Annotated in this window: 23 protein-coding genes and 1 tRNA gene; 14 read left to right on the top strand and 10 right to left on the bottom strand. The window is 62.6% G+C overall.

What is annotated here, in order from left to right:
- Positions 1-4: 4 nt before the first annotated feature.
- Positions 5-223 carry a DUF1127 domain-containing protein gene (locus HU766_RS17835; RefSeq protein ID WP_186659395.1) on the bottom strand — a complete coding sequence of 73 codons (219 nt, stop codon included), beginning with the start codon at positions 221-223 and terminating at the stop codon, positions 5-7.
- Positions 224-319: 96 nt separating this feature from the next.
- On the opposite strand from HU766_RS17835, the gene HU766_RS17830 reads away from it, so the two are divergent.
- A complete protein-coding gene (locus HU766_RS17830) occupies positions 320-1,171 on the top strand; it encodes a LysR substrate-binding domain-containing protein (RefSeq protein ID WP_186659394.1) in 852 nt (283 codons plus the stop codon).
- Positions 1,172-1,244: 73 nt separating this feature from the next.
- On the opposite strand, the gene HU766_RS17825 is transcribed toward HU766_RS17830, so the two are convergent.
- On the bottom strand, positions 1,245-1,994 hold the full coding sequence (locus tag HU766_RS17825) for a sulfite exporter TauE/SafE family protein (protein ID WP_186659388.1): 750 nt from the start codon (positions 1,992-1,994) through the stop codon (positions 1,245-1,247).
- A 113-nt stretch (positions 1,995-2,107) separates the two neighbouring features.
- On the opposite strand from HU766_RS17825, the gene HU766_RS17820 reads away from it, so the two are divergent.
- From HU766_RS17820 to HU766_RS17810, 3 genes are all read left to right on the top strand, one after another.
- Positions 2,108-3,064 (top strand): LysR family transcriptional regulator, encoded by a 957-nt coding sequence (locus tag HU766_RS17820; RefSeq protein WP_033700619.1) that lies wholly within the window; start codon positions 2,108-2,110, stop codon positions 3,062-3,064.
- A gap of 54 nt (positions 3,065-3,118) precedes the next feature.
- Positions 3,119-3,574 (top strand): MarR family transcriptional regulator, encoded by a 456-nt coding sequence (locus tag HU766_RS17815; protein WP_033700620.1) that lies wholly within the window; start codon positions 3,119-3,121, stop codon positions 3,572-3,574.
- Positions 3,575-3,715: 141 nt separating this feature from the next.
- On the top strand, positions 3,716-4,144 hold the full coding sequence (locus HU766_RS17810; protein WP_033700621.1) for an organic hydroperoxide resistance protein: 429 nt from the start codon (positions 3,716-3,718) through the stop codon (positions 4,142-4,144).
- A 57-nt stretch (positions 4,145-4,201) separates the two neighbouring features.
- Here HU766_RS17810 and HU766_RS17805 read toward each other — a convergent pair whose 3' ends face one another.
- Positions 4,202-4,774, bottom strand: a complete 573-nt coding sequence (locus tag HU766_RS17805; protein ID WP_033700622.1) for an elongation factor P — start codon at positions 4,772-4,774, stop codon at positions 4,202-4,204.
- A 48-nt stretch (positions 4,775-4,822) separates the two neighbouring features.
- On the bottom strand, positions 4,823-5,956 hold the full coding sequence (gene earP / locus HU766_RS17800; RefSeq protein ID WP_186659385.1) for an elongation factor P maturation arginine rhamnosyltransferase EarP: 1,134 nt from the start codon (positions 5,954-5,956) through the stop codon (positions 4,823-4,825).
- A 131-nt stretch (positions 5,957-6,087) separates the two neighbouring features.
- Between earP and HU766_RS17795 the strand changes: the two genes are divergently transcribed.
- Both HU766_RS17795 and HU766_RS17790 read left to right on the top strand, forming a co-directional pair.
- The gene (locus HU766_RS17795) at positions 6,088-6,471 is read left to right on the top strand and encodes a hypothetical protein (protein ID WP_033700624.1); all 384 of its coding nucleotides are present in this window, start codon (positions 6,088-6,090) and stop codon (positions 6,469-6,471) included.
- Between the two features lie 2 nt (positions 6,472-6,473).
- On the top strand, positions 6,474-6,944 hold the full coding sequence (locus HU766_RS17790) for a GreA/GreB family elongation factor (RefSeq protein WP_095064146.1): 471 nt from the start codon (positions 6,474-6,476) through the stop codon (positions 6,942-6,944).
- 120 nt (positions 6,945-7,064) lie between these two features.
- Here the strand turns inward: HU766_RS17790 and HU766_RS17785 are convergent, their stop codons facing one another.
- A complete protein-coding gene (locus HU766_RS17785; protein ID WP_047583830.1) occupies positions 7,065-8,003 on the bottom strand; it encodes a LysR family transcriptional regulator in 939 nt (312 codons plus the stop codon).
- A gap of 118 nt (positions 8,004-8,121) precedes the next feature.
- Between HU766_RS17785 and HU766_RS17780 the strand changes: the two genes are divergently transcribed.
- The 4 genes from HU766_RS17780 to HU766_RS17765 all read left to right on the top strand — a co-directional run bounded on the left by HU766_RS17780 (position 8,122) and on the right by HU766_RS17765 (position 12,838).
- The gene (locus HU766_RS17780) at positions 8,122-8,871 is read left to right on the top strand and encodes a 3-oxoacyl-ACP reductase family protein (RefSeq protein WP_033700627.1); all 750 of its coding nucleotides are present in this window, start codon (positions 8,122-8,124) and stop codon (positions 8,869-8,871) included.
- Positions 8,872-8,962: 91 nt separating this feature from the next.
- Positions 8,963-10,174 carry an MFS transporter gene (locus HU766_RS17775; protein WP_186659378.1) on the top strand — a complete coding sequence of 404 codons (1,212 nt, stop codon included), beginning with the start codon at positions 8,963-8,965 and terminating at the stop codon, positions 10,172-10,174.
- 61 nt (positions 10,175-10,235) lie between these two features.
- Positions 10,236-10,616 (top strand): hypothetical protein, encoded by a 381-nt coding sequence (locus tag HU766_RS17770; RefSeq protein ID WP_033700629.1) that lies wholly within the window; start codon positions 10,236-10,238, stop codon positions 10,614-10,616.
- An 89-nt stretch (positions 10,617-10,705) separates the two neighbouring features.
- Entirely contained in the window at positions 10,706-12,838 is a 2,133-nt protein-coding gene (locus HU766_RS17765; RefSeq protein ID WP_186659376.1) for a TonB-dependent siderophore receptor, read from the top strand.
- Between the two features lie 126 nt (positions 12,839-12,964).
- On the opposite strand, the gene HU766_RS17760 is transcribed toward HU766_RS17765, so the two are convergent.
- A tRNA-Ser gene (locus HU766_RS17760) sits at positions 12,965-13,054 on the bottom strand.
- 289 nt (positions 13,055-13,343) lie between these two features.
- Between HU766_RS17760 and HU766_RS17755 the strand changes: the two genes are divergently transcribed.
- From HU766_RS17755 to HU766_RS17745, 3 genes are all read left to right on the top strand, one after another.
- The gene (locus HU766_RS17755; RefSeq protein ID WP_186659374.1) at positions 13,344-14,033 is read left to right on the top strand and encodes a crotonase/enoyl-CoA hydratase family protein; all 690 of its coding nucleotides are present in this window, start codon (positions 13,344-13,346) and stop codon (positions 14,031-14,033) included.
- Positions 14,034-14,113: 80 nt separating this feature from the next.
- Positions 14,114-14,833, top strand: coding sequence for a lysophospholipid acyltransferase family protein (locus tag HU766_RS17750; RefSeq protein ID WP_033700632.1), 720 nt, complete (start codon positions 14,114-14,116; stop codon positions 14,831-14,833).
- 63 nt (positions 14,834-14,896) lie between these two features.
- Complete coding sequence (locus HU766_RS17745) at positions 14,897-15,868, top strand: magnesium and cobalt transport protein CorA (protein WP_033700634.1); 972 nt, start codon at positions 14,897-14,899, stop codon at positions 15,866-15,868.
- A 32-nt stretch (positions 15,869-15,900) separates the two neighbouring features.
- Here the strand turns inward: HU766_RS17745 and HU766_RS17740 are convergent, their stop codons facing one another.
- Positions 15,901-16,632: an amidotransferase gene (locus tag HU766_RS17740; RefSeq protein WP_186659372.1), complete on the bottom strand. Its 732-nt coding sequence runs from the start codon at positions 16,630-16,632 to the stop codon at positions 15,901-15,903.
- A 528-nt stretch (positions 16,633-17,160) separates the two neighbouring features.
- On the opposite strand from HU766_RS17740, the gene HU766_RS17735 reads away from it, so the two are divergent.
- The gene (locus HU766_RS17735) at positions 17,161-17,961 is read left to right on the top strand and encodes a c-type cytochrome (protein WP_186659370.1); all 801 of its coding nucleotides are present in this window, start codon (positions 17,161-17,163) and stop codon (positions 17,959-17,961) included.
- Positions 17,962-17,999: 38 nt separating this feature from the next.
- Here HU766_RS17735 and HU766_RS17730 read toward each other — a convergent pair whose 3' ends face one another.
- The 3 genes from HU766_RS17730 to HU766_RS17720 form a co-directional block, all read right to left on the bottom strand.
- Positions 18,000-18,332, bottom strand: a complete 333-nt coding sequence (locus tag HU766_RS17730; protein ID WP_186659368.1) for a ribonuclease E inhibitor RraB — start codon at positions 18,330-18,332, stop codon at positions 18,000-18,002.
- A 182-nt stretch (positions 18,333-18,514) separates the two neighbouring features.
- Positions 18,515-18,751, bottom strand: a complete 237-nt coding sequence (locus tag HU766_RS17725) for a hypothetical protein (protein WP_186659366.1) — start codon at positions 18,749-18,751, stop codon at positions 18,515-18,517.
- A 158-nt stretch (positions 18,752-18,909) separates the two neighbouring features.
- Complete coding sequence (locus tag HU766_RS17720) at positions 18,910-20,982, bottom strand: LTA synthase family protein (RefSeq protein ID WP_186659364.1); 2,073 nt, start codon at positions 20,980-20,982, stop codon at positions 18,910-18,912.
- Between the last annotated feature and the right edge of the window lie 162 nt (positions 20,983-21,144).

The following is a 21,144-nucleotide window of genomic DNA, read 5'->3' as shown; positions in this document are numbered from 1 at the left end:
GCCGTCATTTACGCAGCGGATCATCCCAGAAATGCCGTTCGGCCTCTTGCTGGATATCCGCCCGGCTCAACCCCAGATCGTGCAATGTCGCATCGCTGAGCCGGGCCAGTTCCCGACGCTGACGGTACAGCTCGAACCAGCGCGCCGGGCGCTGCAGCGCTGCATGCCACAGGTGGTTCAGTGAGACGACTGGTTGCTGAATGCTGCTGACATGACCTTTCATCGTGAAGCCCTCCGTGTTGATGGCTCCAGTCTCACGCCGGGCTTAAGATCAATCCAACGAATGTTTCTGATGCCATGCATCTCGGAGATTGATGCTATGTCCCAGTATCAAAGTCTCGATGCCGACGTGTTGCGCACTTTCGTCGCCATTGCCGAACAAGGCGGCTTCACGCGCGCCGGCGAGGTGGTCAACCGCACCCAGTCGGCGGTGAGCATGCAGATGAAACGCCTGGAGGAAGATATCCTGCAGCGCCAGCTGTTCGAGCGCGATGGTCGCCAGGTGCGCCTTACCGCCGAGGGGCAGGTACTGCTCGGCTACGCCAGGCGCATCCTCAAGCTGCACGGGGAAGTGTTCAATACCTTGCGCATGCCGCACATGGTCGGGGTAGTGCGCATCGGCACGCCGGACGACTACGCCATGCGCTTTCTGCCGACCATCCTGTCGAGTTTTGCCCAGGCCTACCCGCTGGTGCAGGTGGAGGTGCATTGCGACTCGTCGAAGCAGTTGATGCTGCGCCAGGACCTGGACCTGACCATCGTCACCCGCGAGCCGGGCAACGAAGTTGGCCAGTTGCTGCGCCAGGAGCGCCTGGTGTGGGCTGCGGCCGAAGGTTTTTGCCCACAGGAGCAACGGCCCATGCCGGTGGCGCTGTTCAATACCGACTGCTTTTGCCGCGCCTGGACCTGCAATGCGCTGGAGGCACAGGGCATCGACTACCGCATTGCCTATACCAGCCCCAGCCTGGCGGCGATCTTTGCCATCGTCACGGCCGGGCTGGCAGTAACGGCGCAGTTGCAGAGCCTGGTGGGCGGCAATATCCGGATTCTCGGCGATAACGATGGGTTGCCGCAGTTACCGGTGGCCAATGTGATGTTGGTGCGCAGTACGCAGAACCCTTCGCCGATCACCGATTGCATGGCCGACTACATCGTCGAAGGCTTCAAGTAGGAGCGGCCTTGCGTCGCGAAAGGGCCGCACCGCGGCCCCCAAAGCTCAAAGCTCAAAGCTCAAAGCTCAAAGCTCAAAGCTCAAACCCCAGCATCACCGCACACACCACCAGAAACACACAAAACATCGCCCGCAACACTTTCTCTGGCAAGGCATGCGCCAACCTCACGCCCCAGCTGATGCTGAGCAACCCACCCACCGCCAAGGGTATTCCCACCGCCCAATCGACACTCTGGTGCACGCCATACGTCAGCAGAGTCACCGCCGTACTGGGCGCCGCCAATGCCAGCGAGAGCCCTTGCGCCACCACCTGCGTGGTGCCGAACACACTGGTCAGTATCGGCGTCGCAACCACCGCGCCCCCCACCCCGAACAGCCCACCCATGGTTCCGGCAAAGCTGCCCAGCACCCCCAGCCATGGCCAGGCATAGCGCATTTCAGGGCTTGGCGGCGCAACCCTCAAGAACATCCGCGCCACGTTCCAGATGGCCAGCGCCACCAGAAAACCGACAAACCCCAGGCGCATGGCCTGGGCATCGATGCCCACCGCCCAGATCGAACCCAGCCAGGCGCACAGCAAACTGCACAACGCCAACGGCAGCGCATGGCGCAGTTCGATGCGATTGCGCTGGTGGTAGCGCCACAGCGCCAGCAACACATTCGGTACCACCATGACCAACGCAGTGCCCTGCGCCAGCTGTTGGTCCAGCCCGAACAACACGCCCAGCGCCGGGATGGCAATCAGCCCACCGCCGATGCCGAACAAACCGCCCATGGTGCCCAGGGCTGCGCCCAGCACGCTATACAACAACCACTCGATCATCAGGGCCTCTTGTGCCGTTCTTTAGCAATGGGCGCATGCTACCGAGTCGGGGCTGGTGGGGAAACGCACAGCAGCGCACAATGGCTGTGCGTTTTCTGCAAAGCCGAGCCGCCATGAGCCCTGACATCCTTACCGACCAACTCAGCCTGTTCCTCGATGTGCTGGAAACCGGCAGTTTTTCCGCCGCCGCTCGGCGCCACCCGCTGACGCCCTCGGCCGTGGCCCGGCGCATCGACAACCTGGAAAACGCGGTGGGCAGCCGCCTGTTCACCCGCAGCACTCACGCGGTGCGTGCCACACCGGCAGGCAATGCCTTTGCCGAGCGCGCACGGCGTATCATCGAGGAACTACGCCTGGCCCGCGCCGAAGCCGTGTCATTGAGCAGCGCCCCGGAAGGCTTGATCCGCATCGACGCCCCCGCCGCGTTCGGCCGCCGCCACCTGGCCCCGGCCATCGCCGACTTTCTGGTGGCGTACCCGGGGCTGGACGTGCACCTGCGTCTGATCGACAGCTTCGTCGACCTGCACGGCAGCCACCTGGGCGAGGTCGACCTGGTGTTGCGCGCAGGTCCCCTGGCCGACACCCGCCTGGTGGCCACGCCGCTGGCGTACATGGTGCGCATCGCCTGCGCCAGCCCAGCCTACTTGGCCAGCCGTGGCGTACCGGCGTGCCCCAGCGAACTGCCTGAACATGACGGCCTGGACTGGGACGGCCTGGCACCGCCTTTCGCCTGGCGCTTCAACGTGGCGGGCCAGGCCCGACTGTATCGGCCAACACGCATGCGCATGGCCGCCAACAACGCCGAAACCTTGCTGTTTGGCGCCCTGGCCGGTTTAGGCGTCGCCCACCTGCCCACCTGGCTGATCAGCGAATACCTGCTGCGCGGCGAACTGATTGCGCTGTTCTGCGACGGCGGCCTGCCGGCAGCAGAGAGCAGCGGTATTTATGCGCTGCGCCTTGCACATGAAACGAACTCTCGCAGCCGTTTGCTGCTCGAATTTCTCAAGAGCCGTTTCAGCCCCATTCCACCCTGGGACCTGGCGCTGCGCAGTGAACTGCGCTGGCAGTGAACGCACTGATGATCAGCGTGCTAGATTTTCCCATTGATGATTCCAAGGACCTGCATGAACGCCGACACCCAAGCCTCCTGTGACGAGCTGCTGCTGGACAACCAGGTCTGCTTCGCCCTGCATTCAACCTCGTTGCTGATGACCAAGGTCTACAAACCGCTGCTGCAGGCGCTGGGCCTGACCTACCCGCAATACTTGGCGATGCTGGTGCTATGGGAGCGGGACGGCCTGACCGTGGGCGAGATCAGCCAGCACCTGCTCACCGACCCTGGCTCGCTGACCCCGCTGCTCAAGCGCCTGGAAAGCGAAGGCCTGCTCAAGCGCACCCGCAGCCGCGAGGACGAACGGGTGGTATTGGTGCAGTTGACCGACAAGGGCCGCGACCTGCAGCAACAGGCCAAACAGGTGCCACCGTGCATCCTCAAGGCCAGCGGGCGCAGCTTGCAGCGCCTGCAACAGCTGCAAGCCGACCTGCTGGACCTGCGCGAAAACCTGCAGAAAAACCTCTGAGCGCTATGCTGTGAGATGGCCGTTCGGATGAGCGGTGAATATTTATCTTGCGCGCAAACTAATTGCGCGCTAATTTAAATCCCACACCCACCCAGCGCCACCTCACCCCAGGTCGCGCACAGCACGTTAGCGAGGCTCAAGATGCAAAAGGTCACTCCGCTGTACATCGCCGAAGCCACCTCCACCGGCGGGCGCGACGGCAAATCCCGCTCCAGCGACGGCAAGCTGGAGGTCAAGCTGAGCACCCCCAAGGAATTGGGCGGCGCGGGGGGTGAAGGCACCAACCCAGAGCAGATGTTCGCTGCCGGCTACTCGGCCTGCTTCATCGGTGCCCTGAAGTTTGTTGCCGGGCAAGAGAAGAAAGCCCTGCCAGCAGATGCCTCGATCACTGCCAAGGTGGGCATTGGCCAGATTGAGGGTGGTTTCGGCCTGGACATCGACCTGCACATCAACCTGCCAGGCCTGGCCCAGGCCGATGCCGAAGGGCTGGTGGAGAAGGCGCACAAGGTCTGCCCTTACTCCAATGCCACCCGCGGCAATGTGGATGTAAGGCTGCATGTGACGGTCTGAACACAGGTATAAAAAAACCCGGCCGAGGCCGGGTTTTTTGCTGCATCTCAAGAACACTTACTTCTTGGCGCGGCCTTTGTACGAACCGCCTTCGCGGGTATCGATCTCGATCAGGTCGCCGATTTCGATGAAGTCAGCAACGCTGAGCTCAGTACCGTTCTTCAGCTTGGCAGGTTTCATGACCTTGCCCGAAGTGTCGCCGCGAGCGGAACCTTCGGTGTAGTCAACCTGGCGCACGATGGTGGTCGGCAGTTCTACCGACACCAGGCGGCCTTCGAAGAAGACGGCTTCGCAGATGTCTTCCATGCCTTCTTCGATGAACGGCAGAACGGCTTCGATATCCTCGGCGTTCAGCTCGTACATGGAATAGTCGGTGGTGTCCATGAAGGTGTACGTGTCACCGCTGATGAACGACAGGGTCGCTTCTTTGCGATCCAGGATCACATCGTCCAGCTTGTCGTCCGCACCGTATACGGTTTCGGTCTTGTAGCCGGTCAGCAGGTTCTTCAGCTTGGTCTTCATGATCGCGCTGTTACGGCCCGATTTGGTGAACTCAGCTTTTTGCACCAGCCACGGGTCGTTGTCGATCCGCAGTACGGTACCGGGTTTCAGTTCTTTACCAGTTTTCATTGCGAAGTATCCGAATCTGGATGGATTTATAAAAATCGAGGCCGCATATCATAGCCAATTTCGGTAAAACTGTACCAGCGCCATGGCAAGGTCTGGCCGAGTGGCCTGACGGGCCGCCCAATCACGGGCATGCTGTTGCAGTTCTGGCCAGTGTTGCTGGGCCGCTTGCCACGCCTGGCCGACGTCACGGTCCATGTTCCAGGCACGCCACAATGCCACCAGGGCGGCAGAGGCATCGGCTGACAGGCCGTGTCGATAATGCTCAAGGAACGCTTCGAGCTTTTCCCAATGGGCGTTCTCGTCCTGCACGTAGATGTGCCACAGCATCGGGCGACCGGCCCATTGCGCGCGCACGAAGGAGTCTTCGCCGCGCACGGCATTGAAATCGCAGCTCCACAGCAACCGATCATAATCGTCCTGGCTGACGAACGGCAAAATCTGCACGGTCAGCGCCCCACGGACGCGCACATCACCCACCTCCAGCCGGACCAGGCCCAACCAGCTGCCGACGTCAGCCAGAATGCGCCCTTGCGGCACCAGCAGGTGGGTCGGCTGGCTATCTGCCGCCAACGCATCCAGCCAATTGCCCAGCTGGGTGTTTTCATAGGCGAACAGCGAGATCAGCCGCGTCTGCACCTCGGGGTACACACCAAGCCGTTGCAAGAACGCCTGGCGGGCCTCGGCGGACTGTTCGAAGGCCTGGCGCCGCGCCAGCAGCGTGGCCTCGCGCAACAGGCCGCCGGTCTTCTCGGTAAAGCCGGGGAAGAAGAACACCTTGCGCAAGCCGTTGGCCTGGGGGGACGGCAAGCCGTGGCAGCCTTCCACCCAGTGCTCGGCGCTGAGGTATTCGAGGTTCAGCCACAGCGGCGGCTTCGCCCGGGCGCGCATGGCCTCGACATAGTGCGCCGGCAACTGGCAGGCGAAGGCGCCGATCACCACATCTGCGGGCTCAATCGGCACCCATTCGGCCGGCCACTGGCGCACATCGACGCCCTGCTGCCACTGCTGCAACGCTGCGGCATCGGCCCCGGGGCACATCGGCACGAAGGCATTCAGGTCGTCCACCCACAGGCGCACTGCGATTTCGTGCTCGTCCACCAGTTGCCGCGCCAGGCGCCAGGTCACGCCGATATCGCCATAATTGTCGACGACGGTGCAAAAGATGTCCCAGGTGGCCTTCATGTGCCCTCCCCCTCATGGTGCGGAAAACCGCGGATTCTGCGGATAAATTGTCGTCGACAAAAGCACCTGCGGGTAAAATTCGCCAGCAGCGTGCGACAATGCACGCCGCCCCACCCTGCCAGGAGGCCGCCATGCCCCGCCACCGCGAACTGAAGATCACCCTCAAGCCTTTGCAGCTGACCCTGTGCGTGGCCATTGGCCTGTGGCTGGGCGCCGTGGCCATCGCCGTGAGCCTATGGCTGGCAGTGCAACTGTGGCCCGAGCAGGTGCAGCCGGTTGCCCAGGCCCTGGCCCCTGCCCTCGGCCAACCCGCCGCGCCCCCGGTGGATGCGCAGGGTGAGATGTTCGAGCGCTACAAGGGCATCCTGCAACAACAGGAACGGCAACAGGCCGCCGAGGCCGCCCAGGGTAACCCGCGCAACCTCAACAGCCCCAAGTGCCAGTTCTGGCTGCAGCAGAACCGCACCGCACCTACCGATAAAAGCCAGGCCAATGTGCTGGAGTTCTGTTACTGAAGATGGACAAGCCCCTGCTTCTCACGCGCATCGTCGCGACCCTCGAACATGACGTGGACGTGCTGAGCCGCGCGGCGCAGACCGCGTACGAAGCTGCCACCGCCGAAGAGAACATCGCCGAGAACAAGTACGACACGCTAGGCCTGGAAGCCTCGTACCTCGCCACCGGCCAGGCGCGCCGCACGGCCGAGATCCGCCAGGCGCTGCAGATCTACCAGCAACTGCTGCTGCGCGACTACGACCCGCTGCGGGGTATACAAGTGAGCAATCTGGTGACCCTTGAGGATGAGGATGGCCAGCAGCGCCGGCTGTTTCTCGGGCCCGAGGCGGCGGGGTTGAAGATTGGCGACGGCGACGAGCTGGTGACGGTGATTACACCACGCTCGCCGCTGGGGCAACAGCTGATGGGCAAGCGGGTCGATGATGAGGTGAGCCTGGGGGCACAGGTACTGTTCATTAGTGAGGTCGTCTGAGCTGGCCTCTTCGCGGGGCAAGCCCGCTCCCACAAGATCATCTTCACTTAACCCAAGACTTGTGCGGTACCTGTGGGCGCGGGCTTGCCCCGCGAAAAGGCCGGGCTAGGCAACATTCATCTAAAGGCGCTGCAACGCATCGAATTGCCCCGCCAACCCCTGCTGCGCAAACTGCTCCACGACAAAATCGATGAACGCCCGCGTCTTCCTCGGCAAGAGTTTGTGCTCGGCGTAATACAAGCTGATATGCCCATCGTCCACATACCAGTCCGGCAACACCCGCTGCAGTCGCCCTGCCTGCAGGTAAGGTACCGCAAACGGCAAACTGACCAATGCGATGCCCAAACCCTGCTGCGCAACCGCACAAGCCGCATCCGAATCACTCATGGTCATCGCCTGACGCAGCAGCAACGGCTGCTGCTCCTGCCAGCGGCTGGTCAGCGGCCAGGAGCGCACCCGTCCGGTCTGGGGTGAGCGAATCAGGATTCCGTCATGGCGCTGCAACGCCTGCGGGCCATCGATGGGTGGGCGCTGGTCCAGATAGCCAGGCGCCGCCACCAGCACCCGATGGGCGGGGGTCAACTTGCGCGCCACCACGCCCAGTGGCAGCTCGAAACCACCCCCAATGGCCGCATCGAAACCCTGGCCGATCAAATCGACCTGGCGATTGTCGAAATGCCAGTCTGGGGTAATAGCGGGGTAACGACGCAAAAACTCCCCCAGCAGCGGCAACACATAGAGCCGCCCGAACACCGTGCCCATGCTCACCCGCAGCAACCCGGCCGGCTGGCCTTCGGCACTGGCCAGGTTGGCCACGGCATACTGGATGGTGCGAAAGCTGTCACTCACCTCCCCCAGAAAGCGCTGGCCCGCTTCGGTCAGGGTCAGCTTGCGGGTACTACGCTGGAACAGGCGCACGCCCAACCGGGCCTCCAGTTGGGCCACATGCTTGCCGACTGCGGCAGGCGTGAGGCTCAGACGGCGGGCAGCCTCGGCAAAACTGCCAACCTCGGCGCTACGGATAAAGCACTCGAGGGCGTTGAAAGACTCCATGGCCATGATTCACAACCAAAGGTTTACTCTGCTGATAGTGATTGCCATCTTATCAGCAGGTAATTAGCCACCGATACTGCGCCCATCCAAGGCATTCGGCCTTGCTTCCCAGCAGGAGATCAGCATGTCCAAACAACTTCCCCTCGACGGTAAAGTAGCCCTGGTCCAAGGCGGTTCCCGTGGCATTGGCGCGGCCATCGTCCGCCGCCTGGCCCGCGAAGGCGCTCGGGTTGCCTTCACCTACGTGAGCTCGGCCGGCCCGGCCGAACAGCTGGCCCAGGAAATCATCGGCAATGGCGGCCAGGCCCTGGCCCTGCGGGCCGACAGCGCCGACGCGGCAGCCGTGCAGTTGGCGGTGGATGACACCGCCAAGGCCTTCGGTGGGCTCGACATCCTGGTCAACAACGCCGGTGTGCTGACCGTGGCCCCGATTGCCGAGTTCGACCTGGCCGATTTCGACCGCATGCTGGCGGTGAACGTGCGCAGTGTGTTCGTCGCCAGCCAGGCAGCCGTGCGCTACATGGGCCAGGGTGGGCGCATCATCAATATCGGTAGCACCAACGCCGAGCGGATGCCGTTTGCCGGTGGCGCACCCTATGCCATGAGCAAGTCGGCACTGGTGGGGCTGACCCGGGGCATGGCCCGCGACCTTGGCCCGCAGGGCATTACCGTCAACAACGTGCAGCCCGGCCCGGTGGACACCGACATGAACCCGGCCAGCGGCGAGTTTGCCGAAAGCCTGATACCGCTGATGGCGATCGGGCGTTATGGGCAGGTGGATGAGATTGCCAGTTTTGTGGCTTACCTGGCGGGGCCGGAGGCGGGGTATATCACCGGGGCCAGTTTGACGGCCGATGGTGGCTTTGCGGCTTGATGTGGTGAAGGCGGCGGGGTGCAGGGCACTAAAACTCAACTGCCCTACCCCTACCGGCCCTAGAATAAAGCCCCCTGCCCTCGAGATCCCCATGAACACCCCAACCCTCAGTCGCGCCCTGATTCTGCTGATGGCCACCGCCACCGGCCTGGCCGTGGCCAGCAACTACTATGCCCAGCCGTTGCTGCACAGCATCGCCCAGCAATTCGGGCTGAGTACCGCCAGCGCCGGCAGCATCGTCATCGCCGCCCAGCTCAGCTACGGCGCCGGCCTGCTGTTGCTGGCACCGCTGGGCGACCTGTTCGAACAGCGCCGCCTGATCACTGTGATGACCGCCATCGCCACCCTCGGCCTGGTCATCAGCGCCTGCGCGCCGAACCTGCCGTGGTTGCTGCTAGGCACCGCGCTGACCGGCCTGTTCTCGGTGGTGGCGCAGATCCTGGTACCCATGGCCGCGACCTTGAGTGAGCCGCATCAGCGCGGGCGAGCGATCGGCACCCTGATGAGCGGCTTGTTGCTGGGTATCCTGCTGGCCCGCACGGCGGCCGGCTTCATGGCTGAACTGGGGGGCTGGCGCAGTATCTACGTACTGGCCGCCGTGCTGATGGCCATCACTGCCTTTGCCCTGTACCGCAGCTTGCCGCAGCATCACAACCCTGCCGGGCTGAAATACCCGGCGCTGATCGGCTCGGTATTCCGCCTGTTCTTCGAAGAACCGGTGCTGCGCCTGCGGGCGTTGCTCGGCCTGTTGGCGTTCAGCCTGTTCGCGCTGTTCTGGACACCGCTGGCATTTTTGCTGGCACAAGAGCCTTACTTTTACTCGGATGCGGTAATCGGCCTGTTCGGCCTGGCCGGCGCGGCGGGGGCACTGTCGGCCAACTGGGCCGGGCGCCTGGCTGACCGCGGCAAGGGCTCGCTGGGCACCACGGTGGGGTTGGTGGTACTGCTGCTGTCGTGGGTGCCGCTGGGCTTTGCCGAATACTCGCTGCCGGCCCTGCTGCTGGGGGTGCTGATGCTCGACCTGGCAGTGCAACTGGTGCACGTCAGCAACCAGAATGCGGTGATCGCGCTGCGGCCTGAGGCACGCACGCGGCTCAATGCCGGCTACATCACCTGTTACTTCATCGGCGGTGCGCTGGGGTCGCTGCTGGGCACGCAACTGTTCCAGCGCCAAGGCTGGATCGGCATCGTCGTTGCCGGACTGGTGATCGGTACAGTGGCGCTGCTGGCCTGGGCGCTGGCCGAGCGCAAGCGCTTGGGCCGCGACACTGCAACGCACTACCCTCCGTCGCTTGGCCGTTGACTTGCCAGGGCGGGCAGCGCTCAGTAGGCGCTGGACAATGCCCTTCTGACAGGAAGACCCAATGACAAGACTCACGGTGCAATCCGGCGATTTCTTGCAAGGTGAAGGCGAGTATCGCAACGGATCGCTCACACTCAAGACCCCGCGCAGCCCTTCGCCGGGCGAGCGGATCTCCCTCACGCGCATCAGCGACCTCAGGTTGGCCAGCCTGGAGTCCAGCCGCAGCCTGGGCACTGCCCTCGGCTGGGGTGTGGCGGGCGCCCTGGTGGCCGGCCCGGTGGGGTTGCTGGCCGGGCTCTGGCTGGGCGGCAAGGAGCAAGAAGCCACCTTCCTTGCCACCTTCAAGGATGGGCGCAAACTGTTGGCCGTCACCGATGGCAAGACCTGGTCGAAGATCGACGACAGTTGGCGCCAGCACAAGCGCCCGGCCAGCAACCACTGAATATCGCGAGGCCCTGATCGTTTCAGGGTGAAGGCGGCTGTTAAGATGCCGCCTTTTTCACGGCCCGTACCGGCCTTCAGGAGCCCCGCATGCCCCCGCTTCGCCCCCGCCTGCCCCTGAGCTTGCTCAGCCTGGGCCTAGCCTTGCATTGCCCTCATGGTCTTGCCGAAGACAGCGTCATGCTGGAGCCACTGCGGGTTTCCGACCGCTATGGCGACGACGGCTACCAGGTACGCGAAGCGTCGGTAGCAGGCTTGCAGGCCGCGCCACTGCTCGACACCCCGGCCTCGGTCAGCGTGTTCAGCCAGCAACTGCTGGAGGACCGCCAGGTGCGCAAGCTCAGCGAAGTGCTGCAAAGCGATGCCTCGGTGGGTGAAAGCTACGCGCCCATCGGCTATTACGAAAACTTCAACGTACGTGGCTTCGCGCTCAATGCCGCCAGCAGCTACCGGATCAATGGCCAGACCCTCGCTGGCGAGCAGAACGTGGCCCTGGAAAACAAGCAGCAAGTGGAGCTGCTCAAGGGCTTGTCCGGCCTGCAGAGTGGCGTTTCGGAGCCTGGCGGGCTGATCAACTACGTGACCAAGCGCGCCGAAGACGTGCGTAGCGTGACGGTGTCGACCAACGAACAGGGCGAGCGCTACCTGGCCACCGACCTGGGCGGCTGGTTCGGCAGTGAGCGGCAGTTCGGCCTGCGCGCCAACCTGGCCCATGAGGACATCCGCAGCTATGTCGACCATGCCGACGGCAAGCGCGACTTCGCCTCGCTGGCCTTTGACTGGCAGATCAACCCGGATGCTACCTTGCAGCTGGACGCCGAGTACCAGCACCGGGAGCAACGCTCGGTTCCCGGTTACCAGTTGCTCGGCGGCACGCAGGTGCCCCACGGTATCGACCCGGATGATCGCCTGGCCTACCAACAGTGGGCCAAGCCGGTGCAGAACGATTCGCTGAACCTGGGCGGGCGCTTCGAATACCGCTTCAGCGAGGCATGGACCGGGACGTTGAGCGCGTCGCGCAGCAAGGTGGTGATCGACGATTACAGCGCGTTTGCGTGGGGCTCGAGCGAGGGCGCGTTCTTCGCCAGCAATGGCGACTACGACATCTATGACTACCGCAGCCCGGATGACACGCGCCGCACCGATGAGGCACAAGCCACGCTCAATGGCCGCTTCGATGCCTTGGGCGTGGGGCACGACCTGACAGTCGGTAGCAGCGCCCAACGCCGTACCGTGGATCAACGGCCCTATTACAACGAGTGGCTGGGCACCGGCAACATCTACACCGGCGCGCCAGCCCTCGCCCCCTCCGACAAGCCGATCGGCTCAAGCGAGCGACGCCTGGACAGCCGCCAGTACGGTCTGTTCGTCAATGATCGCATCAGCTTCAACGAGCAGTGGCAGACCGTGATCGGCGCTCGCGAAGTGCGCCTGGACGAAAAAACCTGGGACGAAACCGGTGTTGCCGGGCGCCATACCCGTCAGTACCAATTGCTTCCTAACGCTGCGCTCATCTACAAACCAAGCCCGGACACCACGCTGTACGCAAGCTACTCAAAAGGCTTGTCGGCCGGTGGCACCGCCCCCTGGTTTGCCAGCAACGCTGCCGAAATCCTCGCCCCGACCTTGTCTCGCCAACTGGAGCTGGGCATCAAGCGTGACTGGCAGGGCTTAAGCTTCACTGCCGCGCTGTTCCAGATCCGCCAGGCGTACCAATACGCACGCCCGGATGGCGAGGGTAACTTCACCTACGTCCAGCAAGGCCAACAGAAGAACACCGGCCTGGAGCTGGGTGCCAGCGGTTGGGTGACCTCGAACCTGCAGGTTCAGACCAGCGCCGCCGCCATCCGCGCGCGGGTAAAAAACAGCGGGACCGATGCTTACGAAGGCCACCAGGCCATCAACGTGCCCAAGCTGCGTGCGGCCCTGCAGGCCGAATACAGCCTGCCGGTACCGGGCCTGGCGTTACTCGGAGGTGCGCGCTACAGCGCCAGCAAATATGCCAGCCAGGCGGGCAATGTCGAGGTGGGAGGTTATACCGTCTTTGATGTGGGTAGCCGTTACCGCACGCGCATCGGGGGGTATGACACGGTGCTGCGGTTGACTGTGGATAACGTGTTCGACAAACGCTACTGGCGCGATGTGGGGGATTACCTGGGGGACAACTACCTGTTCCAGGGCGCGCCGCGCACGGCACGCTTGTCGGCATCCGTGAGCTTCTGATCAACCGCCTGTGGGGGTGGGGTTACTCGCCCCCACAGGGTGGCAAGGGGCCACGCAGCAGCGCCATTAGCGCTGTGAAAACAAAAAGCCCCCGCGCTTTTCAGCGCGGGGGCTTTTTGTAGAATGTGGCGGTGAAGAAGGGATTTGAACCCTTGATACGATTTCTCGTATACACACTTTCCAGGCGTGCTCCTTCGACCACTCGGACACTTCACCGTTTCTCTTCAAGCCTTTCAGCCTGTCGAGGCGCGCTAATTTAGTGGAAGAGCTTTTCTTTGGCAAGCATTTTTTTCAGAAATTTCATGCGTTTATGCAAATTCACTGAAAACCCGAGGCCGCCAGGGCAATGCTGCCATTCTCGCCTGTGCTTTTACCGCCTGCACACACCCTGCCCCGGCGCGCCAAGGCATGCCGGGCAAACGCTGACCAGCCAGTCAGCCTTGCTGCTTTACCTGGCAGGCAGTGCTGGGTAACGTCGCAAGCACGCCACCCAAAGGACTCTGCCATGAGCGAGCTGATTACCTACCACGCCGAAGACGGCATCGCCACCCTGACCCTGAGCAACGGCAAGGTCAACGCCATCTCGCCGGATGTCATCATCGCCTTCAACGCCGCCCTCGACCGCGCCGAGCAGGAACGTGCAGTGGTCATCATCACCGGGCAACCGGGCATACTCTCTGGGGGCTACGACCTCAAGGTCATGACCGCCGGCCCCAAAGAAGCGATCAGCCTGGTCACCGCCGGCTCCACCCTCGCCCGCCGCCTGTTGTCGCACCCGTTCCCGGTGATCGTCGCCTGCCCTGGCAATGCCGTGGCCAAAGGTGCCTTCCTGCTGCTGTCGGCCGACTACCGCATCGGCGTCGAAGGGCCGTACAAGGTGTGCCTGAACGAAGTGCAGATCGGCATGACCATGCACCATGCCGGCATCGAGCTGGCCCGTGACCGCCTGCGCCGCTCGGCCTTCCACCGCTCGGTGATCAATGCCGAGATCTTCGACCCGCAAGGGGCGCTGGACGCCGGCTTCCTCGACAAGGTGGTGCCGGCCGAGCAACTGCACGAAGCGGCGCTGGCCGCTGCCCGTGAATTGAAGAAGCTGAACATGCTGGCGCACAAGAACACCAAGCTCAAGGTGCGCAAGGGCCTGCTCGATGCCCTGGATAAAGCCATCGAGCTGGACCAGAACCCGATGGGTTAAGCCAAAGACCCACCCCGACATTTGCCTCTTCCAGTGTACAGTCGTACACTGGAATTCGACTGTCTGGTGTGAGTCTCGTCATGCTTTATTCGTTGCGCATGCTCCTGTTAGGCCTGCATTTTCTGCTGGTGGGCGGCATAGGCCTGGTGATCGGCCTGTGCCGCCCCTTCAACCCCGACAACAGCCGGCTCTTTGCCCGGCTCTATAGCGTGCCGGCCACCTGGCTGATGCGTATCCGGCTAAAGGCCGAAGTCGGCCCGCTGTTCGATCACCCTCCCGGGTGCGTCATCGTCGCCAACCACCAGTCCAATTTCGACCTGTTCGTCATTGGCCAGGTGGTGCCGAAGCGCACCGTGGCCATCGGCAAGAAGAGCCTGGGCTGGATCCCGTTGTTCGGCCAGCTGTTCTGGCTGGGCGGCAACGTATTGGTCGACCGCAAGAACCCCTACCAGGCGCGCAAGGCACTGCAAAAGACCACCCACGTTCTGCACAACGACACCTCGATCTGGATCTTCCCGGAGGGCACCCGCAACCCGGACGAACACCTGCTGGCGTTCAAGAAAGGCGCCTTTCACATGGCCATCGAAGCCGGCGTGCCGATCGTGCCAGTGTGCGTCAGCCGTTATGCCCGGCGCCTGAGCCTGAACAGCTGGCGGCGGCGAACGGTGATCGTGCGCTCGCTGCCACCGATTGCCACGGCAGGCTTGAGCCAGCGGGACATCCCCGCACTGATCGAGCAGTGCCGCAGCCAGATGCAGCAGTGCATCGACCGCATGGAAGCTGAACTGGCGAGCCACTAGGTTGCCCTCAAGCGCCTTACAGCCCAAGCTGTAAACCGTGTTCAACCGAATAAGTGGACAACCATGGGTCGAGTCGTGGCATCGGCGGTGTACAGCGCCGGCAGAAAAGTCACCAATATCAGCATCGACGAAGGCAGCGAATGGGCGTGCAAGCCTGGCCACTTCGTCTGGATCGGCCTGGAGGAGCCCAACGCCGAGGAGTTGGCCACCCTGCAGCGCCAGTTCAACCTGCACGAGCTGGCCATCGAAGATGCCCTGGAAAAACACAGCCGGCCCAAGCTTGAAACTTTTGGCGACGCGCTGTTCATCGTCACTTATTCGCCGGTGCGTCATGAGGGCAAGCTGGAGTTCATCGAAACCCATATCTTCGCCGGCAATGGCTACATCATCACCTGCCGCAACGGCCACTCCAAATCCTATGCCCTGGTGCGCCAACGCTGCGAGGCGCGGCCTTTGCTGCTGGAACACGGCGAGGACTTCGTGCTGTACGCGCTATTGGATTTTGTGACCGAGAACTACCAACCGGTCAGCGAAGCCATTCATGGCGAGATCGAGGAGTTGGAGCAGAGCGTGCTCGGTGGCTCGCTGCAGGAGGATGACATCCGCCGCCTGCACAGCCTGCGCCGCGATATTCTGCGCTTACGCCGCTACGTGGCGCCGATGGTGGAGGTGAGCGAGGAACTGCAGCGTTTGAGCTTCCCGTTCATCGACAAGAACATGCGCCCGTACTTTCGCGACGTACAGATTCACGTTACGCGACAGATGGAAGACTTGGCCGGCATTCGCGATATCGCCAGCCAGACCATCGAGATCGGCATGTTGCTGGAGTCGTCGCGCCAGAGCATCGTGCAGCGCAAGTTCGCGGCCTGGGCAGCGATACTGGCCTTCCCCACGGCGATTGCCGGGATCTATGGGATGAACTTTCAGAACATGCCAGAACTGGGGTGGCAGTACGGGTATTTTGGCGTGCTGGGGGTGATTGGGCTGGGCTGCACGGGGTTGTATGCCAGCTTCAAGAAATCGGGTTGGTTGTGAGGTTGCCGGGGCCGCTTGGCGACCCCAAACCCTCACGCCAGATTACCCTTGTTCACCGGCTGCTCAATAAACCGCAACATCCACTCCCCCACCAGGTCGCCCTGATGCTCGGTGGCCAGGCTGGCCACGGCCTTGTGGTAAACCTCATCACCCAGATACGCCTGGCGCGCATCCAGTAACGCTTTGGAGTAGTCGTGCACGAACTCCGGATGCCCCTGGAAGCACAGCACCTGGTCACCAATGTGGTAGGCGGCGTTCGGGCAGAAGTCGCTGGAGGCAATTACGGTAGCGCCTTCCGGCAACTCGGTCACCTGGTCCTGGTGGCTGATCAGCAAGGTCAGCTCGGACACCTGCGGGTCCATCCACGGCGCATGTGCCGCCAGTGAGTAACGGTGGATACCCACCCCCCAGCCCTGCTCCGCCCGTTCAGCCTTGCCACCCAGGGTCAGCGCCAGCAGTTGATGGCCGAAACAGACGCCCAGCAGCTTCTCGCCGCGTGCGTAAAGCTTCAACAGGTAGGCCTTGAGTTGCTGGATCCACGGATCGGCACCGAACGAATCGGCCTTGCTGCCGGTCACCAGATAGGCATCGAACACTTCATCGTCGGCGGGGTAGTCGCCGTTCATCACGTTGTACACACGAAACTCGGCGGCGATCGACTGACGCGAGAACAACTGCTCGAACATCCTGCCATAGCCGTGGTACTGCGCCGTCAACTCCGGTCGCAGGACATCGGTTTCCAGGATGCAGATGCGTAACGACATAGGGATAGTCCTGAACGACATGGGTGGGAATCTGCTGTAGAGACTGCCGCGAAAGGCACGTACAAGCAAGTAGGCCGCACTGACGAACGGTCATATTTTGCCGGCGTATCGTTGGCGCCAACGCAGCGGTCTAGTGAGAGCATGCCAGCCAGCTGGCAATTGGCCTCATAACGCAATGAAATTAACTGACCTTACAATTAGAACAAAGGGTTCTCAAACATGGATGCCACACACCCTACTGTTGGTTGTATATGCACGTTCAAGAGGCAAGCAGACCAGGCGACAACAGACGCCACTGTGATCGACCCGAGACGCGACAAGGAAGCCAACGGGTATTCAGGAATAACAACAAGAAGGCGGTCCGCCATGTTCAGACAATCAAAAATACGCCAAGCGGGGCTCATTGTCTTTGCCACGACTTTACTGCTGATCCTGCCGAACCTGACACGTTTGTTCGGCTGACGGCGGCTGTGGCGCCAACAGGCAACGCACAGGTAACCTGCCGGCCTTGATGGTCGGAGATTAACCATGCGCCAATGCCTTGCCCTACTCGCCTTGCTACTCAGCCTGCCACTGTCGGCGGCGCAGCTGCACCTGGAGCTGGGTGCACACTCGCGCCAGTGGAGCAGCGCTGAACTGCTTGGCCACCCGCTGGCCCAGGACATCCGCATCGAGCAGGACGTTTCCTATAAGCGCCCCATGCACTATCGGGCCGTCCCCCTGTCTGCGCTGCTGCAGGGGGTAGCTGCCAGGGACCACCTGCAAGCCGTGGCCTTGGATGGTTTTGCTGCCGAAATGCCCGCAGCCCCGCTGCTGCAGGAAGGGCCGGCACGTGCCTGGCTGGCGATCGAAGACCCCGCCAAACCGTGGCCAGGGCTAGGCAAAGGCAAACCGAGTGCCGGGCCGTTCTACCTGGTATGGACGGCACCGCAAGCCAGTGGCATACGCCCGGAACAGTGGCCGTTTCAGATCGCCACCATCCGCCGCCTGGCCTCGGTTGAACAGCGTTTCCCCGCGCTATTGCCAGACCCGAAGCTGCCAGCCGAGCACCCGGTGCGCCAGGGCTTTGCGCTGTTTCAGCAAAATTGCCTGGCCTGCCACCGCCTCAATGGTGCAGGTGACGCCCAGCTGGGGCCGGACCTGAACCTGCCGCACAACCCTACCGAGTACTTCCAACCGGCGTTTCTGCGCCAGCTGATACGTGACCCACAGAGCCTGCGGCGCTGGCCACAGGCGAAGATGCCGGGGTTTACAGAGGGTGTGCTGAGCGACCAGGAGCTGGATGCGCTATTGGCTTATCTGGGGCATATGGCTGGGCGCAAGCCCTGAGATGCTGGGGCTGCTTGGCAGCCCCCGGTCCATGAGTGTCAGGCGCACAACCGCTCGTGCTTGACACCCCACCCTTCGACTTCGCCGCCGTAGGGTGACACGAGCTGCTCGAACGTATCTTCGAAGTCGCCAATCCCTCCATAAGTGGCATACATGACCTTGCTCAGTTCAAGGTGCCAGGCGCCGTCTTTCATTTCGCGCACCTGGGCGTTGAGGGACTCGCCACGAAATTGCCCGGCTGCACGACGTGCGCCGGCTTCGTCTGGGAATACTGCGTAGAACTCGATGGGATGGATACGGGTGAAATCGAAACCGCCAGCTTTCATCTGGCGCAGGACATTGCTGCTGATATCGTCGTTCTGGCTGCTCATGAATCGTCCTCCTGCAAAGCAATGGATAGACTTTCCGGGCACTACGTACCTGCCGGCGGTGCCGGGCAGATCGAGTTGTATAGAGCTGATGCAAGACACGAATTGAAAGGTGCCGGCCCGCAGAAAAGGCTGACACCTGGCTCCAGCGTAGTGCCTGGGCAGGCACCACGTCAACGCACGGATCAGGGCGCTTCGTGAATATCGGTGATGGTCACGCCAGTTTGCTCTTTGAGCCAGCGTGCCGTGGGGGATACTGCGCGGTCCTGGAAGTCGTTGAGGTCCAGCTCATCCATGACCGGAAACAGCTGCGAGCGAATAGCACGGGCCGCGTCTTCTTCGCTGGGGCACTGCTCGGCCCGCAGCTTCAATGACGTCGGTTCGCCTTTCTGGTCGGCAAAGATGACTTCCCACTCTTTCATTGGACGAGCCCTCTCAATCAAACAACGCCGGGTGTGTGACGTCTGTATAGCTTGACCTTGGGCGGGGGCAATTGTTCAGTTGGCAGGATTCTGTGGTGGCGTTCGGGCCGCTTCCACACTGGCCGACGAGGGGCCGCACGGCGGCCCCTGTTGCAGCGTTACTTCGGTGTGCCGTGCACGACACCTGCGGTGTTGTCCAACAGGCTCTTGGTTGCGGTCTGGATGTACGCTTCCAGCTTTTTCAGCATTTCCGGCTGGTCCGGGCTTTCGATCAGCTCGGCCTTGAACTCGCTGCCCAGCTGGTAGCGGTACATGCGCGGGCTCATGTCCTTGGACTCGATGAGGATGCGGTCACCCTGCACCAGGCCAACGATCTGCTCGCTGCCCGACGGCTTGATCATGCCAACGCCCTGGTCGCCCTCAGGCAGGTTGAGCAGGTCGCGGCCCCAGCACTGATGGCGGGTCTGGCCACCCAGGCGGCCCATGATGGTCGGCACGATGTCGACCTGGGTACCGACCGTGTGGTCGACCGCACCGAACTTCTCCTGGATGCCCGGGGCAATCAGCAGCAGCGGCACGTTGAAGCGGCCTAGGTCCAGTTCGGTGACCTGCTGGTGGTTGCCGAAGCCGTGGTCACCGACGATGACGAACAGCGTCTCCTTGAAGTACGGCTGTTTGCGCGCCTTCTCGAAGAACTGGCCCAGGGCCCAGTCGGAGTAACGCATGGCGGTCAGGTGCTCGTCCAGGCGGCCCTGGCCGGTGACCGGCTCTACCGGCAGGTCCTTGGGCAGCGCGTACGGGGTGTGGTTGGACAGGGTCTGCAGCAGCGCATAGATCGGCTTCTTGCCGTCGTGCTTGGCCAGTTCTTCGGCGCCACGGTCGAACATGTCCTGGTCGGACACACCCCAGGTCGGGTCGGAGAACACCGGGTTGACGAAGTCGTTACGGCCAATGAAGGTGGTCATGCCCTGGTTGCCGAAGAAACCGGACTGGTTGTCCCAGGCGAAGTCACCGTTGTAGACGTACACATCGTCGTAGTCGCGGGCGCTGAGCAGTGCCGGCAGGCCAGACAGCTTGTGGCCGCCTTCCGGGGTCTGCATCAGGTATTCGAAGCCTGGCAGGTTGGGGAAGCAAGCCATGGTGGCGAACATGCCCTGGTGGGTATGGGTGCCGTTGGAGAAGAAGCGGTCGAACAACAACCCTTCTTTGGCCAGCTTGTCAAAGTACGGGGTGATGTTGTTGGGGCTGCCCAGGGCGCCTACCGAGTGGCCGGCGAAGCTCTCCATGAGGATCACCACGACGTTCTTGATCGGCAGGGTGCGCTCGGCTGGCGGTACGAAGTCACGGCGGATCGCAGCCTCGTCGGCGTCGACCAGGGTATCGTGGGCGGTCAGCAGTTGCTCGCGCACGGTCTGCGTGGCCAGCGGCTGGTCCAGCACAGGCTTCCAGATATTGGCGCGGTCTTCGCCGAAGCGGCTTTTGGCTGCGTCGATCAGGGTCAGGGTGCCGTTCAGGCCAAGCTGGTTGACGAAGTTGGAGTCGGTGGTAAAGGCATCACCCCAACGCATCGGCGGGCCCTGGCGCAGGGTGCCACGGGCAGCAACCACGGCCACCAGCAGGATCACCATGAACACCGCCAGGCGGTTGTACCACTTTGCTGCAGGGCGCTGCAGGGTAGCGCCGGCCGACTGGCCGCCACGGGTCATGCGGTCGACGCCCTTGAACAGCAGGCTCAGCAGCCAGGTACCAACGAGCCAGGCCAGCAGGTAGCGGACCACCGGGAAGCCGTACCAGAGCATGCTCATGACGGTCTTGGGGTCTTCCTTGATGTACTGGAACACCAGCCCGTTGAGGCGCTGGTGGAACTCGCGGTAGAAGTCCAGCTCCATCAGGCCGAGGAACATCACCACGCTCGAGGCGATGGTCAGCCACAGCCGGAACACGCCACGGCGGGCCATGGCCCAGGGGCTGAGAATGGCCAGCAGCAGCGGAATGCTGATGTACACCACCACCCGCAGGTCGAAGCGCAACCCGTTGAGGAAGCCTTCGGCGACGGTCGCATAGGGCGTATCGCCGATCATGTCGCTGTTGTAGACCAACAGCGCCAGGCGCACGAGGCTGAGCATCAGCATGATGACCAGGGCGCTGAGCAGCGTGTAGGCCAGGTGGGATTTCAGGGTCGGCGCGAACGACGCTCGCGCGCCCTGTCTCAAGGCATCCGTGTTAGCCATGAATGGGAAGGTCCTAGGATTGCGGGTTTGCGGAGATGGCGCTGGCTTATACCAACGCAGCATTGTGCGGGTGCGGATTCTGTTTAAACCAATGTGAAAATTTTGTCACGGCCGCATTTCTGCTTATTTCACAACCGTTGCCTGTGTGTGTGTGTGTGTGTA

Source organism: Pseudomonas sp. SWRI77 (assembly GCF_014269105.1).
Classification (GTDB): Bacteria; Pseudomonadota; Gammaproteobacteria; order Pseudomonadales; family Pseudomonadaceae; genus Aquipseudomonas; species Aquipseudomonas capeferrum.
Note: the sequence above shows the minus strand (reverse complement) of the source record. Positions and strands in the feature narration are given on the sequence as shown.